12 protein-coding genes and 1 riboswitch are annotated in these 13,838 nt (G+C 61.3%); of the genes, 6 read left to right on the forward strand and 6 right to left on the reverse strand.

All coding sequences use genetic code 11. The features are described 5' to 3' along the window. Positions 1-158: 158 nt before the first annotated feature. Positions 159-1,163, forward strand: a complete 1,005-nt coding sequence (locus tag BM216_RS08315) for a transporter (RefSeq protein ID WP_092998496.1) — start codon at positions 159-161, stop codon at positions 1,161-1,163. 73 nt (positions 1,164-1,236) lie between these two features. On the opposite strand, the gene BM216_RS08320 is transcribed toward BM216_RS08315, so the two are convergent. The 3 genes from BM216_RS08320 to BM216_RS08330 form a co-directional block, all read right to left on the reverse strand. Beyond that, positions 1,237-1,740 (reverse strand): BA14K family protein, encoded by a 504-nt coding sequence (locus tag BM216_RS08320; protein ID WP_092997774.1) that lies wholly within the window; start codon positions 1,738-1,740, stop codon positions 1,237-1,239. A gap of 181 nt (positions 1,741-1,921) precedes the next feature. After that, entirely contained in the window at positions 1,922-2,389 is a 468-nt protein-coding gene (locus tag BM216_RS08325; protein ID WP_092997777.1) for a BA14K family protein, read from the reverse strand. Between the two features lie 74 nt (positions 2,390-2,463). Continuing rightward, a complete protein-coding gene (locus BM216_RS08330; protein WP_092997780.1) occupies positions 2,464-3,708 on the reverse strand; it encodes an aromatic ring-hydroxylating oxygenase subunit alpha in 1,245 nt (414 codons plus the stop codon). Between the two features lie 93 nt (positions 3,709-3,801). Next, positions 3,802-4,025: riboswitch (cobalamin riboswitch) on the reverse strand. Between the two features lie 175 nt (positions 4,026-4,200). Here BM216_RS08330 and BM216_RS08335 point away from each other — a divergent pair. Genes BM216_RS08335 through BM216_RS08350 form a run of 4 tightly spaced genes read left to right on the forward strand, consistent with a single transcriptional unit; the run spans position 4,201 to position 7,660 of the window. Next, complete coding sequence (locus BM216_RS08335) at positions 4,201-4,797, forward strand: DUF6656 family protein (protein WP_092997783.1); 597 nt, start codon at positions 4,201-4,203, stop codon at positions 4,795-4,797. Positions 4,798-4,828: 31 nt separating this feature from the next. Next, the gene (locus BM216_RS08340) at positions 4,829-5,821 is read left to right on the forward strand and encodes an L-threonylcarbamoyladenylate synthase (protein ID WP_092997786.1); all 993 of its coding nucleotides are present in this window, start codon (positions 4,829-4,831) and stop codon (positions 5,819-5,821) included. 1 nt (position 5,822) lies between these two features. Beyond that, positions 5,823-7,280 carry an FAD-binding oxidoreductase gene (locus tag BM216_RS08345; RefSeq protein ID WP_092997789.1) on the forward strand — a complete coding sequence of 486 codons (1,458 nt, stop codon included), beginning with the start codon at positions 5,823-5,825 and terminating at the stop codon, positions 7,278-7,280. Continuing rightward, complete coding sequence (locus BM216_RS08350) at positions 7,277-7,660, forward strand: winged helix-turn-helix domain-containing protein (protein WP_092997792.1); 384 nt, start codon at positions 7,277-7,279, stop codon at positions 7,658-7,660. The genes BM216_RS08345 and BM216_RS08350 overlap by 4 nt, the downstream gene beginning before the upstream one ends. 91 nt (positions 7,661-7,751) lie before the next feature. Here BM216_RS08350 and BM216_RS08355 read toward each other — a convergent pair whose 3' ends face one another. Then, a complete protein-coding gene (locus BM216_RS08355) occupies positions 7,752-10,349 on the reverse strand; it encodes a DUF1217 domain-containing protein (RefSeq protein WP_092997794.1) in 2,598 nt (865 codons plus the stop codon). A gap of 303 nt (positions 10,350-10,652) precedes the next feature. On the opposite strand from BM216_RS08355, the gene BM216_RS08360 reads away from it, so the two are divergent. Continuing rightward, positions 10,653-11,219 (forward strand): DUF6101 family protein, encoded by a 567-nt coding sequence (locus BM216_RS08360; RefSeq protein ID WP_092997797.1) that lies wholly within the window; start codon positions 10,653-10,655, stop codon positions 11,217-11,219. A gap of 66 nt (positions 11,220-11,285) precedes the next feature. Here the strand turns inward: BM216_RS08360 and ubiA are convergent, their stop codons facing one another. Both ubiA and BM216_RS08370 read right to left on the reverse strand, forming a co-directional pair. Continuing rightward, on the reverse strand, positions 11,286-12,236 hold the full coding sequence (gene ubiA / locus BM216_RS08365) for a 4-hydroxybenzoate octaprenyltransferase (RefSeq protein ID WP_092998498.1): 951 nt from the start codon (positions 12,234-12,236) through the stop codon (positions 11,286-11,288). Positions 12,237-12,546: 310 nt separating this feature from the next. Further along, positions 12,547-13,803 carry an SAM-dependent methyltransferase gene (locus BM216_RS08370; protein WP_092997800.1) on the reverse strand — a complete coding sequence of 419 codons (1,257 nt, stop codon included), beginning with the start codon at positions 13,801-13,803 and terminating at the stop codon, positions 12,547-12,549. Positions 13,804-13,838 lie beyond the last annotated feature (35 nt).

Raw genomic sequence — 13,838 nt, forward strand, 5'->3', positions numbered from 1 at the left:
CAGCTTCTATCTTTTACGTAAACGTAAATGCGATTGTCAATTCTCTGTTCCTGCTGTCACCGAGGCAGGGAGTTTGGGCATCAACCGTTCATACGTCGAGGCTAAAGATTCTTTTTCGAGTTTGGCGTACAAGGCGAGAAGACAGAGGAATGATGCCCATGGATACGCCGCCGCTGATGACGCCTGCCATTCCGGGTCTCGTCTGGGCCTATCGCTTCGACGGGCCGACGCGCTCCTGCGCCCGGCTGCCGCTGGAGACGACAGTCAACGACCTGAATGTCGAAGAAGGCTTTCTGTGGCTGCATCTCAACCTCGCCGACAGCCGCGTGCCGGCCTTTCTCGAAAGCCTGCCCGACCTGACGCCGCCCGCGCTTTCGGCGCTTACCACCCGCGACACCCATGCGGCGGTGATCCTCGACGAGCAGCTCATCTACGGCACGCTGATCGATTTCCAGAAGGAATTCGCCAGCGAGACGCGCGATATCGGCTGGCTGCACTTCTTCGTCTCGGAGAGGATCATCATCACCACGAGGCTCCAGCCGCTCCGGTCCATCGACCGCCTCAAGGTGGCAGTGGAGAAGAACGCGGGCCGCTACAAGCGCCCCATAGATGTGTTCGAGACGCTGGTGGCGGAATTCCAGCGCACTCTCATCGCCCTCGTCATGGAATTGACGGAAGAGCTGAACCTGATCGAGGACTTCGTCTACGACAATGCACCGCGGGACGAGCGCCGGCGGCTGGCGCCAGTGCGGCGCACCGTCGTCAGGCTGCACCGGCACCTGCGCACGATCCTGACGCTGATGCGGCGCGCGGCGGCGTCCGACGAGGACGACATGCCCGTCGGCTTCGATGATGCGGCGGCACGGCTGATCAGCCGGCTGGAGGCGGTGGATCACGATGTCTATGCCCTGCAGGAACGGGCGCGGCTGCTGCATGAGGAAATCGATTCCAAGCTTTCCTCGGAAACCAACCGGCACCTCTACATCCTGTCGCTGATGACGGCCTTCCTGCTGCCGCCGTCGCTGGTCACCGGCTTCTTCGGAATGAACACGTCATCGCTTCCCTTTGCCGAGGGCATTCATGGGACAGCGTTTGCCTTCGGTGCGATCGTGCTGTCGGTCGCAGCCGCCTGGTGGCTGCTGCGACGCGTGGGGATCCTCTAAGCCAACAAAGAAAAACCCGCGCCGGAGCGCGGGTTTGTCTTGTTCCAGTAGGCCTTTATCGGAAGCCGGACCCTCAATAGTAGGGCGAGTAGCACTGCTGGCGCGGGCCGTTATAGGGCTGGAACGTGTTCGAATAGGAATCATACGAGCGATAACGCCCGGCGCAGTATTCGTAGTGGCGCGGATTGAGGCCACCGCCGCTGCGATAGACCGGCGCGGGTGCCGGCTCGACGTAACGCGGTGCCGCGATCGCGCCGCCGATGATCGCACCGGCGCCGAAGGCCGCCAGCGGATACCAGTAGCCGTCGCTGTGACGGCGGTAGCCATCACGATAACCGTGATAACCGCGATAGCCGCCATACCAGCCACGACGTGGACCGCCGTAATAACCACGGCGCGGGCCATCCCAGCCGCGGCGGGGGCCGCCATAGTGCCGGTAATACTGGACGTTGGTCACATCGGAGGCCACAGGTGCGTTCTGCACGGCCGGCAGCGGAAGCGCCTGGGCCGAACCCAGCGAACCTGCCAGAACGACCGCGGAGACCGCAGCAACGGCGAGTTTCTTGAACAGAGTCATTTCATATTCTCCATTCCGTGGTTGTTGCGACCAGATGGCGCCCGATGCGCCGATGATCGCCGGTATGATGATCCCGTTTCTCCAGGAGGCTAGGATTTTCATCCTGAACCGCCGATTAACAGCGGGATCATCAAAGGCCCGGCCGCGGATCCGGCCGGGTCAAAAGCTCACCGACAGGGGCTCACCTGTAAGGCGAGTTGCACGAGCGACGAACGCCCGGGCTCGAGACATAGGTGTTGTCGTATGCGCGATAGGTCCGGTAACGGTCGGCGCACCACTGGACGTGACGGCTGCCACCCGAAGCACGCGGCGGGCTTGCGACGGCGCCGCCGATGATGGCCCCTGTCGCAAACGCGGCCAGCGGGAACCAGTAGCCGTTGTGGTAACGATAGCCGCGACGACGCTCACGATAACCGCGATGGCCATTGTAATAGCCTTCGCGATATACGCGGCGGTCATGGCGATAGTGGCGGCGCTCATCGCGATGGCGGAACTGGACCTCAGTCACCTGACCGGCAGAGCTGGCAGAGGAAGCCGCCGCCGGGACCGGCATCGGCGAAACGGGCGTTGCGGAAGCCGGGACAAAGCTCGAAGCGAGCACAGCAGCGGCCGTCAGCGCAGTAGCAAGGCGCATGCGAAATGCGGTCATTCGGGGTGTTTCCTTATGTAGACTAGCCGTCTACAACGAAAGACACCCCGATTTGTTCCCTATGCCCGAAAGACTTAGGCGACAGCGTAAAGCTTGCTCTCGTCGCCCTGCAGCCGGTCGATCATGAAGTTCGAATACCATTCGACAAACTGCATGACACCACCTTCATGGGCCTCGGAATACGGGCCCGGCTCATAGGCCGGCGAGCGGATGCCGAAGGCATTTTCCTCGACGATCTGGCGGTCCTGGTCGTTGGTCATGTTCCAGACATGGGTCAGTTCGTCGACATTGTAGTCGACGCCTTCGACCGCATCCTTGTGGACCAGCCATGTCGTGGTGACGGCCGTTTCCTCCGGTCCGATCGGGATGACGCGGAAGGAGATCGCGTGGTCGACCAGCATGTGGTTCCAGGTCGTCGGATAATGGAAGAGCAGCATCGTGCCAATATGGGAAATCGTCACGTCGTCGGAGAGCGACCTGAGGACCGCGGGCCGGCCGTTCATCGTGTAGCTTTCGGCATCCTCGACGAGCGGCATGCGGGCGACACGGAACTGACCGTCCGGCGACATGTTGAACGTGCTCGGCAGGCCGGCGGCCTCGCAGCGGCTCCAGTGTTCGGAAATGAACGGATCGTCGCCGGCACCCTGGACACCGGTTGCGGTCGGCGCTTCCGGATAGGTGCGGCATAGTTCGGGATGATTGCCGGCGCAGTGATAGCACTCGCGGTTGTTTTCCCAGACGAGCTTCCAGTTGCCTTTCTCGACAATGGTGTTCTTGGCGGCGACCTTGGTCTCCGACAGGCGATGCGGCGCCATGTAGGGTTCCACGGTGGCGCGAACCGGCGCGAAATCAGGGGCCTCCTGGGCAACGCAGACAAAGATGTAACCGGCAACGACCTGGCAGTGGACCGGCTTCAGGCCGAATTTCTTCTTGTCGAAATCCTCGCCCATGTGGCGGGCCGACATCAGCGAGCCGTCGTGCTGGTAGGTCCACTGGTGATAGGGACAGACAAGGCGGGTGGCCGAGCCTGTCTCCTTGGTGCAGACACGATGGCCGCGATGGCGACAGGTGTTGTGAAAGGCGCGGATATCGCCCTCGCGGGTGCGGATGACGAGGATCGGGTAGTCGCCGAGCTGCAGGGTGAAATACTGGCCGGCCTTCTCGACTTCGCAGTCATGGCCGACGAACAGCCAGTCGCGATACCAGATCATCTCCAGATCGAGCTTGTAGTAATCCTGGTCGATGTAGAAGGGCTGCTCAAGGCTGAAGCCTTCGCGACGGTTCTTCAGCTGCCGCAGAACCTGATTATGAATGTCCATGTGCTTCCTCGCAAATCAAGCAAGCGGACAGGGCATGGACAAGCCGGCGGGAAGCTTCCCCGCCCATTCTCGTCCCGAGCGCCCTCCGCGACCGGTCTAAACTACGGCTCAGGCTGGTTTCCGGGCTGAGGAGTTGTCCCTTTCGGAACTGCATGGCACCTTCCCGGGCGGCCGTTCGGCTCTGTCCCAGTGGCTTACGCCATGCCTCAAACTCCACCACCGTTGCGGGGGCAGCGCCGGTTGGATCTCATCGACCCGCCGGCTTCCCAATTCTCCACCTTCCCTAGCAAGGCGGCACCATGAGCTTGCTCCCATTTAAGCGGCAGGACACCCTGTCGCATAGGCGACATTGCGACATCGGACACTGCATTGGCGACGAGGCCGTCTTGCGATCCCGGAACACAATGGCAGCCGGTGAAACCCGTTGTTAAGATCTCGCTAATAGAATCGCCTGCGAATCCACGAGGAAGGCCCGCGCAGATGCCAGGACAGATGCGGTATTACGAGGTCAACAGGCAGCCGAGTTTTGCGCCGCCGCCCTCCAAGAGCAATGCGCATTCTGAATTCCTCCGCACCGGCAAAATCTCCAGGCCGCGTCCACCTGCCCTGCCGGACGAACGTCGTTATCTCAGCCATGAGGAAGTTGCCGAGCAGACCGGCCGCAAGCTGGAAGCGGCGGGCGAGACGACCCATGCGCGCCTCAACAATTTCCACCGCCTGATCACCCTGCCGAAGCTCATCTTCCACCGCACGCTCGATGGCAGCCCGCATCTCGGCTATTGCCATGTCACGGCCGCTCGCACCTTCTTCGCGGCGGACAACATGGTGAGCTGGTCATTCTATATCGCCAACTTCTCCTCCGACATCGGCGACGAGGAGGAATTCTTCTCCCGCATCAACCCGACGAGCTCGCGCATGTATTTCGCCGTCGCCGTCGAGGGCGAGGCCGGCGAAGGGGCGAAGATCGACCGCAGGTTCCGCAAGAACGGGCTTCTGTTCCGCACCGGCGACCCGCGCGAAGCGATGCGCAACGTGCTGATGCTGGGCGCGCCGGACGCCGCCGTCCGCGACATAATCAAAAAGCTTTGAACCGGCCCTCTCCCGCTGTATTGACGACGGCATGACGGCCGAGATCATCGACAGCAGGCAGGAACGGGAACGCGCAATCCGCGAGGCGAGCCGCGTGCTCGGCGAAGGTTTTCCCGTCGCCATCCCCACAGAGACGGTTTACGGCCTTGCCGCCGATGCGACGCAGGCCGATGCGATCTCGCGGATCTACGAAACGAAAGGTCGGCCGCGGTTTAACCCGCTGATCTGCCACGTCTCCGATATCGCCATGGCCGAGCGTTATGCCGTCTTCGATCCCGTTTCGCGGCGGCTTGCCGAAACCTTCTGGCCAGGTCCGCTGACCATCATCCTGCCGCTCAGGGCAGGCAGCCCGATCCATCCGCTGGCGACCGCCGGTCTCGAAACGGTCGGACTGCGCTGCCCCGAAGGCTTTGCCAGCGATCTCATCCGCGCCTTCGACAGGCCACTCGCCGCGCCGAGCGCCAATACGTCGGGCAAGATCAGCCCGACCGCCGCGCGGCATGTGATGGACGACCTCGGGACCAAGCTGAAACTGATCATCGACGGTGGCTCATCACCGGTCGGCGTGGAATCGACCATCGTGCGCGTCGATCCCGAGACCGGTGCGATCCTGCTCCTGCGGCCGGGCGGGCTTGCGGCAGACGATATTGCCAAAGCTGTCGGGCAGGATGTTCAGCGCCGCGAAGGACCTGCCGCGATCATCGAGGCGCCGGGCATGCTCGCATCGCATTATGCTCCGGGTGCCGCCGTGCGCCTCAACGCGCGATCGGTAGAACCGGGCGAGGCGCTGATCCGCCTTGGCGGCATCAGGATCCCCGGCATCGAGACGGCGGCGATCGATCTCGATCTCAGCCCTTCGGGAGACCTTGCACAAGCGGCTGCAAACCTGTTCGAATACCTGAAGCGTGCCGATGCCAGCGGCGCGCGGCGGATCGCGATCACCGCCATTCCCGAGGACGGACTTGGCGAGGCGATCAACGACAGGCTGGCACGCGCCGCGGCGCCGAGGGATGGAGAGACCTGAAATGGATAATGCGGCGGATCTGCCGGTCGTGGCGCCCGAACTGCTCGACCGCTTTGCAGCAATCGTCGGCGAGGCACATGCGCTTCGGGATGTAGCAGATCTCGCGCCGCATCTCGTCGAGAATCGCGGTCTCTACAAGGGCTCGTCGCCGCTTCTGTTGAAACCCGGCTCGACGGAGGAAGTCGCCGCCATCCTGAAACTCGCCAGCGAAACCGGCACGCCGATCGTGCCGCAGACCGGCAATACAGGGCTCGTCGGCGGCCAGACCCCGCGGACGGGCGGACAGGACATCATCGTCTCGCTCGAACGGATGAACAAGATCCGCGACGTCGATCCGGTCGCCAATGTTCTGGTTGCCGAGGGCGGCGCGATCCTGGCCGACGTGCAGGCCGCGGCCGAAAAGGTCGAGCGGCTGTTTCCCCTGTCGCTCGGCTCGGAAGGCTCCTGCCGGATCGGCGGCAATCTCTCGACCAATGCCGGCGGCACCGCCGTGCTCGCCTATGGCAACATGCGGCAGCTCTGCCTCGGGCTGGAAGTCGTGCTGCCGACCGGCGAGATCTGGAACGGTCTGCGCCGGCTGAAGAAGGACAATACCGGCTACGACCTGCGCGACCTCTTCATCGGCGCGGAAGGCACGCTCGGCATCATCACAGGCGCTGTCCTGAAACTCTTTCCCAAGCCGGTCGGTCATCAGGTGGCGCTTGCCGGCCTCGCATCGCCGTACGATGCGCTGCATCTATTCGAAAAGGCCTCGACGCTCTGCGGCACCGCTTTGACCGGTTTCGAACTGATGCCGCGGATAGGCATCGAGTTCACCACCCGCCATATTGACGGCGTGCGCGACCCGCTGGAAGGCCCGCATGCCTGGTATGCCCTGATCGACATCTCGACCTCCGACAGCGCCGAGACGGCGAGCGTCATGGTGCAGTCCCTGCTCGAACAGGGTGTCGAGGCGGGCCTCGTCGAGGATGCGGTGATCGCCTCCTCCGTCGCCCAGCAGAAGGCGCTCTGGCACATGCGCGAGAGCATGTCGGATGCGCAGAAGCCGGAAGGTGGATCGATCAAGCACGACGTCTCGGTGCCGGTCTCGAAGATTCCGGCCTTCATGGCGGAAGCGGAGAAGGCGGTGCTGGCCGCCATGCCCGGCGCCCGGATTTGCGCCTTCGGCCATCTCGGCGACGGCAATATCCACTACAACATCTCGCAGCCAGTCGGCGCGGATAAACAGGCCTTCCTCGATCGCTGGCGCGAGATCAACGCGATCGTCCACGGCATCGTCCTTGATTCCGGCGGGTCGATCTCGGCCGAACACGGCATCGGCCAGCTGAAACGGGACGAGCTCGCGCATATCCGTTCACCGATCGAGATGGAGCTGATGTACCGGATCAAGGCCGCCTTCGACCCGGCCGGCATCATGAACCCCGGCAAGGTGATCAACGTTCCCGGCACCTCCGCATGACCCATATCCGCAAGGCGACGATCCGCATCGATTTCGATATCGGCGTCAGGCTAGGGCCGGGCAAGGCGCAGCTGATGGAGTTGATTGAAAAGCATGGCTCGATCCGTGCCGCGGGCGCCTCGATCGGCATGTCCTATCGGCGTGCATGGCTCCTGGCCGACGAGATCAACCGGATGTTCCGCGAGCCGTCGATCTTCACCCGCCACGGCGGCAAAGGCGGTGGCGGCGCTGGTTTGACGGAGTTCGGCCAGGAAATGCTGAAGCGCTATCGCCGGGTGGAGGCCGCGATGCGTGCTGCCGCCGAGGACGATCTCGACTGGCTGTCAGGCCATATCGACCCCGGCTTCACACCGGCGGAAAAGAAGAATAGCGGCGATTAGAGCGTGTCCGCTTTTCTTCGAAACGCGAAATCGCTCTAATCCTTTGATGTTAGGCAGTTCCTGACGCGAAACTGCTCCAGGCTAGAAACAATCAGCGGGTGCTCAGCTGGGACAGCGCCCAGAGCGTGTCCGCACTGATGCCGGCCGTTGCGCTGCTGCCGTTCAGGATGCTGACCGCCGGTGAAGTCGCCCCGGAATTGTTCTCGATATCGTACATGAAGGTGAACCGCTCGACGAGCTTCTTCAGCTTCACCGGATCGGAGAGATCCTCGAGGTTGAGGTTCTTCTCCACGACGGCCGCCTGCTTGTCGACGTCCATGTTGCTGAATTCGGTCGGCAGGCTGTAGGTCACGCGGAAGAATTCAGCGAGGGCGTCGTCACCGAGGATGACGTAGGGATCGGTGATCGTATCGGCCATGCGCTGGAAATAGAGCGCAAGGCGCACGCCGGCATTGTCGTTGCCCTGCTCCGTTTCCAGAAGCTGGCTCAAATACATGGACTGGGTCGCCGCCGTCTGGCCGCCATTCTGTGCACCGCCGCCCTTGGAGCGATCGATCTCGCCGTCGGCATCGAAGTTGAAGGAGCCGACGATCTGGGCAAAACGCTTGTCGTCAAGCGTATTGACGTAACTTTCCGGATCATTGAGATCCGACGTGAAGATCTGCTTGATGAAGTCGTCGGTGACCGTCTCTGGATCGATGCCCTTGGAGACCAGCACGATATCGATCAGCTGGCGGTCGGCGAGGAACTGGTCGCGGGTGTCGATCCGCTGCATCGCGTCAGTGTAATACTTGCTGTCCTCTTCCGCCTTGGCCTTGGCAGCCTTCAGCTCGTCGCCTTCCAGGAACCGCGTCTGACGCAGGATATAGTCCTTGGCGACAGTGGTGATGCTGGCGTTCGACTGGGCGAGCACGGGTACCGTCACGTCGCCGTCCTTGTCGAAATTGAACAGCTTGGCGAGAGAGACGAAACGCTCGTCCTTCAGCTGGTAGACATAGCTGTTGGGATCGGAAAGGTCGCTCTGCAGGATGCTCCGGACCTTGAACTTGGAAACGCTGTCCGGATCGATGCCGACCGCCTTCAGGGCAAATTCGTAGGTCGTCTTGGCATCGGCGCTGAGAAAATCGTCAAGGGTCTCGATCGAGGCCATGTCCGATTTGTAGAAGCCGATGGACTTGTCGAGGTCCTCTTCCTGCTTGTCGTCCCAGCGAGACATGTAGTTGTTGCGCGTGGTCGTCGTCTGGGCATCAGTCTGCGCATTGCCGGCTTCAACCGTACCGTCCGTGTTGAAGTTGAATGCCTTGGCGAGCTCCAGATATTGCGGGCGATCGGCGCCGTAGAAATTCGCGTAGCTGGTTGGATCAGAGAGATCGCTGGTCAGAATCTGGTCCAGCGTCGACTTGACGACATAGGCTTCGTCAAGATCGAAGGCACCGCGGAGATATTGATAGATGCGGTCATCGGCCAGCATGTCCGAGACATTGGTGAAGGTGCCGATCTTGCTCTCGAAATATTCCTGGTTGAACATCGCCTCGGCATGGGTAACGCGGCCCTGCGAGGCGAAGTAGTTGCCGACGATTTCCTGGATCTTGTCGTCGCTGAGCGCACCGGTTGCGGGGACCGTGCCGTCGGCATTGAACTGGAAGTCCTCGGCCAGCTTCTTCATCTGCTCGTAGAAGGCCATGCTGCTCGACGAATATCCGCTCATCACGGTTGCCAGCTCGGCCCGGCGCGCATCGGTCTGCTCGATCGGCACCAGCGTTGCATTCAGCTCATCGTAGCGCGCCTGCTTTGCCTCCATGGATGCCTGGTCGCTGGCGATCAGTTCCTCGGTCTCATTCAGCTTAACCTGAAGCGCATCGATTTCCGCCTGCAGGGCCTGCTGATCCCCGCCGCTGTTCATTTCCTGCTGCTTGGCATCGATCTGTTGCTGGTAGCTGGCCTTCTGCTCCTGACCGAGCGCGATCGACTCCTGGTAGTCCGCAATCGCGTCCTTGGCGCTGACACGTTCGCCCAGTTCCGCATGCTCGGTCTTGGCTGCGTTGTAGCTGTCGAGCTGTACACCATAGGTCTTGCTGTAATAGCTGTCCGGATCGTTCGGATCGCTGGTCAACGCGCCGCGGACGGCGGTGTAATTGTAATACTGGCCGTCGATCCCGTATGCATTGAAGATGTAGTTGCGCAGCTCGTCGTTGCGGAGAAACTGATCGACATTGGTGACGTAGCCGTTCGTGCCCATCATCACCTTGAAGTAGCGGGTATCCTCCTCGGTCTTGTCCTCCAGCGCGGAAATCTGCGCGTTATAGAGGTCGAAGACGTCTTCCATCTGGCCCTCGGACTGGGCGACGGCGGTCGTCGAGCTGGACACGGAGAAGTTAAACGCGGCGGCGAAATTCGTGTAGCGCTCGTCGGTCAGGCGGTTGGCGAAGCTGTTGTCGTCGGAGAGGTCGCTTTCCAGAACCTGCTTCATGAAGGCCTTGGCATAGGCCATCTCGCCCAGACCATAGGCGGTCATGGCGAAGTTATAGAGCCGGTAGTTGTCGAGGAACTCGTCGACGCTTTTAACCTTGCCAATATTCTCCTGGTAATAGGCCTGATCGTTGGCGACCTGGGTCTGGCTCGAAACCCGCTTCAGGCTGGATGCCATGTCGCGGTTGACGAGATCAAAGCTGAGATAGGTCGAAACCATGCGAAGCGCCCCACGTATTCCTGTGCTGGCGCAATCATGCCTGACGAGCCTTGCCCGGGGCTTTTTCGATGCTCTCGCCTGCCGCCAAGGATGTGCCGTGGCGGCACGATGACAGCATCCTGTTCACCCTTCGGAAACCGCGATCGATCCGCATTTGATAACCATCTGGGGCGGCAAACTTTCCTTAACCGCGATTTTTAAGCAGTCTCATACAGCGCCCGCCTATTGTGAGCCCATCAGAGGACAAAAGTCCCGATGGGAAACCGGAAACGGCTCTCAGGTAAAACAAGGGTAGCATACGAGATGAGCAAAACCGTTCTGAAGCCCGAATGGGCAGGGTCGACATTGAGGCTCGATCCGTCTCGCTTTCCGCAGCAAGTCACTTACGCGCTGCGCGAGACATCAGGAGATGTCACGATCACCATCGACGAGCGCGGCGCCGTGCTGCGCAAGATCCTTCCGGGTAGCGGCCTGCCGCTTTCCTTCGCCCTTCCGGCTCGCGCCTTCAAAGGGGTTGCCGCCCGCGCCATCGATCATGGCGACGGCGAAGTTACCGTTACGCTTGAACTCCATCATGAAGATCCGGATCTCTGCATTCCGCTGCTCGTCGCCCATGACCTGTGCGACATCGCGGCCGACTGGCGCAGCTGGTCCGACGCCTTCCGCATTCCCATGCTGATGGTCGAGGCCGACGGCATTGCCCGTCCGCTGGAAAATCATCTCGGCGACGTGCGTACCCAGGCAGTGCGTCCCCGCCGCCGCCATTCCTATTTCGCCGCGAGACGGCCGCGTTTCCTGGTTCGCCGCACGACCGGCAGCCTCGGCGTCGCCATGAAGATCGAAGGCAAGGAAATCATCGCCCGTCGCTAGGAGTTGTTTGTCCCTCTCCCGACGATACCGCGATGGAAAGCCCGGCGTCTGCGCCGGGCTTTTACGTCAGAGAATGAGCGACAGCATCAGACCGGCGAAGAGGATGGCGCCGACACGGTTGTTGGACTTGAACAATCTGAGGCAATCGGCCGGATTGTTGATGTCGAGCATCAGGATCTGCCAGGCAAGCAGCATGGCCGCCGCAATCAGGCCCAGATATGCGAAGAAGCCCGCGCCGGCCGCGATGAAGGAAAACAACAGCAGAAGAAGCGTGACGCCATAGAGGCCGACCAGCCAGGGCTTGGCATTGTCGCCGAACAGCCGCGCCGTGGATCGCACGCCGATCAGTTCGTCATCCTCGATATCCTGGTAGGCGTAGATCGTGTCGTAACCGATCGTCCAGGCGACGGCTGCGATGTAAAGCCAGATCGCTGCCCATGAAAGCGCCCCGAAGATCGCCGCCCAGCCCATCAGCGCGCCCCAGGAGAAGGCCAAGCCTAAGAAAAACTGCGGCCAGTCGGTGAACCGCTTGGCGAAGGGGTAAACCGCGACCACCGCCAGCGAGACAATTCCGAGGACGATGGAAAACGCGTTGAACTGTATCAGGACAAGCAGGCCGACTAACGCCTGAAGCGCGATGAAGGTCTTTGCCCCGAAGCGGGACACCCGGCCGGAGGGTAGCGGCCGCGAGCGGGTTCGCGCCACTTCCATATCGATCTTGTGGTCGACAAGGTCATTATAGGTGCAGCCGGCACCGCGCATGGCGACCGAACCGACGAACATCAGGAACAGATAGAAGAGGACCGTGCCGAAGGAGAGATCGAGATCGTCGGGCGCGGCATCGGCCGCCAGCGCGACCGACCAGAAGCATGGCCACATCAGTAGCTGCCAGCCGATCGGCCGGTCCCAGCGGGCAAGCTGCGCATAGGGCCAGGCGGCGCGCGGCAGGATGCGATAGACAAAATTGTCGGAAGGTGCGTCGGCCACGCGGGCGCCGAAATCGGGAACGTTCGTCATCATGGCCGAGTTTCTAGCGCCGGGAAAAGCGGGCGGTCAAGCGGTGAGCAGAACGCTGATCAAAGTTGGTGGCAAGCGGCTAGACTGCGCGCTCCGTCTGCATCCCCTCACTTGCGACTTCTAACACTTAGCTAAAGCTAAGATGTTGAAATCGCTTTCTCTCCCACAGGGGGAGAGATAACTCCGCCGCGCCATCCGCGAGTCTACCTCTCCCCTTGTGGGAGAGGTTACAAAATCAAGATCTTAGCGAAAGCCAAGTCTTAGATTTTGTTGGTGAGGGGATCCGCCTCGATGCAGAAGATCCCAACGATTAGACCGCGATCTTATCCAGCGGCAGGCGGCGTTCTTCGAAGGCTCTGAGTTCCGCCTCGCGCTCGTAGATGTAGTCTCGATTGTCCGGCACCGCCGTGCGCTTCTTGACGATCTGCATCTGGAAGATGTGGAAGGCCTCGTGGGTGAAGGCCATTTCGGAGCCGGCGAGATAGAATTCCCACATGCGCACGAAACGTTCGTCATAGAGCGCTGCCGCCTTGTCGCGGTTGGCCATGAAGCGCTCGCGCCAGTGGCGCAGCGTGTAGGCGTAGTGCATCGGCAGGATCTCGATGTCGGAGACGAGCAGGCCTGCCTTCTCGATCGCCGGCATGACTTCCGCGATCGATGGAATATAGCCGCCCGGGAAGATGTATTTCTCGATCCAGGGATTGTTGTAGATCGCCGGATAGGGCTGGCCGATCGAGTGCAGCACCATGACGCCGTCATCGGCCAGCACGTCGTTCACCTTGTTGAAGAACTTGCGGTAGTTCAGCCGGCCGACATGCTCGAACATGCCGACGGAGACGATCCGGTCATAGCTTTTGGTCGGTGGCAGGTAATAATAATCCTGCAACTCGAAGCGGACGCTATTGGAAAGGCCGCGCCTGGCGGCGCGCTCGCGGGAGATCTTCAGCTGCTCGGTCGACAGCGTGATGCCGGTGACATCGACGCCCGAGGATTCAGACAGGTACATGGCCATGCCGCCCCAGCCGGAGCCGATCTCCAGCGCCTTCTGGCCGGGTGCGGCCAGGAGCTTGGCAACGATATGGCGCTTCTTGGCAACCTGCGCCTCGTCCAGCGAAATGCCGGGCGGGTTGAAATAGGCGCAGGAATATTGCCAGTCCTCGTCGAGGAAGAGCGAAAACAGCTTCTCGTCGAGATCGTAGTGATGCGCGACGTTCCTGCGATTGTGGTTGATCGGCACGCGATTGCGAAACTGCGAGGCGATGATGCGACCGATACCGTGGACGATCATGCCGAAGGTCAGGCCTTCCGAAAGCGTGTTGTCCTTGATGAGCGCGAGGAAATCGTAGATGTCGCCGTCTTCGACACGAAGGCGGCCGTCCATATAGAGTTCGCCGAGCTTCAGCTGCGGGTCACCGAGGAGTTCCTTTTCCGCAGCTTCATCGGAAAAACGGATCGCAACCGACCGGCCTCCCCCGCCGCCGTAGCGCTGTTCTCCGCCGGAGCCCCGGACAGTAAGTATGCCATTCTTGATGATTTTTCCGAAAAGGTCGTGAAGGGACGAGGCCATGGACCCACCTCCTGAATACTAAGGATGCCTTACTA

Source organism: Rhizobium sp. NFR07 (assembly GCF_900111905.1).
Classification (GTDB): Bacteria; Pseudomonadota; Alphaproteobacteria; order Rhizobiales; family Rhizobiaceae; genus Neorhizobium.

What these genes read in the sequence shown, in the direction of transcription:
- BM216_RS08355 (WP_092997794.1), bottom strand. Translation starts at nt 10,349, where the DNA reads ATGGTTTCGACCTATCTCAGCTTTGATCTCGTCAACCGCGACATGGCA.
- BM216_RS08345 (WP_092997789.1), top strand. Translation starts at nt 5,823, where the DNA reads ATGGATAATGCGGCGGATCTGCCGGTCGTGGCGCCCGAACTGCTCGAC.
- BM216_RS08370 (WP_092997800.1), bottom strand. Translation starts at nt 13,803, where the DNA reads ATGGCCTCGTCCCTTCACGACCTTTTCGGAAAAATCATCAAGAATGGC.
- ubiA (WP_092998498.1), bottom strand. Translation starts at nt 12,236, where the DNA reads ATGACGAACGTTCCCGATTTCGGCGCCCGCGTGGCCGACGCACCTTCC.
- BM216_RS08335 (WP_092997783.1), top strand. Translation starts at nt 4,201, where the DNA reads ATGCGGTATTACGAGGTCAACAGGCAGCCGAGTTTTGCGCCGCCGCCC.
- BM216_RS08350 (WP_092997792.1), top strand. Translation starts at nt 7,277, where the DNA reads ATGACCCATATCCGCAAGGCGACGATCCGCATCGATTTCGATATCGGC.
- BM216_RS08325 (WP_092997777.1), bottom strand. Translation starts at nt 2,389, where the DNA reads ATGACCGCATTTCGCATGCGCCTTGCTACTGCGCTGACGGCCGCTGCT.
- BM216_RS08330 (WP_092997780.1), bottom strand. Translation starts at nt 3,708, where the DNA reads ATGGACATTCATAATCAGGTTCTGCGGCAGCTGAAGAACCGTCGCGAA.
- BM216_RS08340 (WP_092997786.1), top strand. Translation starts at nt 4,829, where the DNA reads ATGACGGCCGAGATCATCGACAGCAGGCAGGAACGGGAACGCGCAATC.
- BM216_RS08315 (WP_092998496.1), top strand. Translation starts at nt 159, where the DNA reads ATGGATACGCCGCCGCTGATGACGCCTGCCATTCCGGGTCTCGTCTGG.
- BM216_RS08360 (WP_092997797.1), top strand. Translation starts at nt 10,653, where the DNA reads ATGAGCAAAACCGTTCTGAAGCCCGAATGGGCAGGGTCGACATTGAGG.
- BM216_RS08320 (WP_092997774.1), bottom strand. Translation starts at nt 1,740, where the DNA reads ATGACTCTGTTCAAGAAACTCGCCGTTGCTGCGGTCTCCGCGGTCGTT.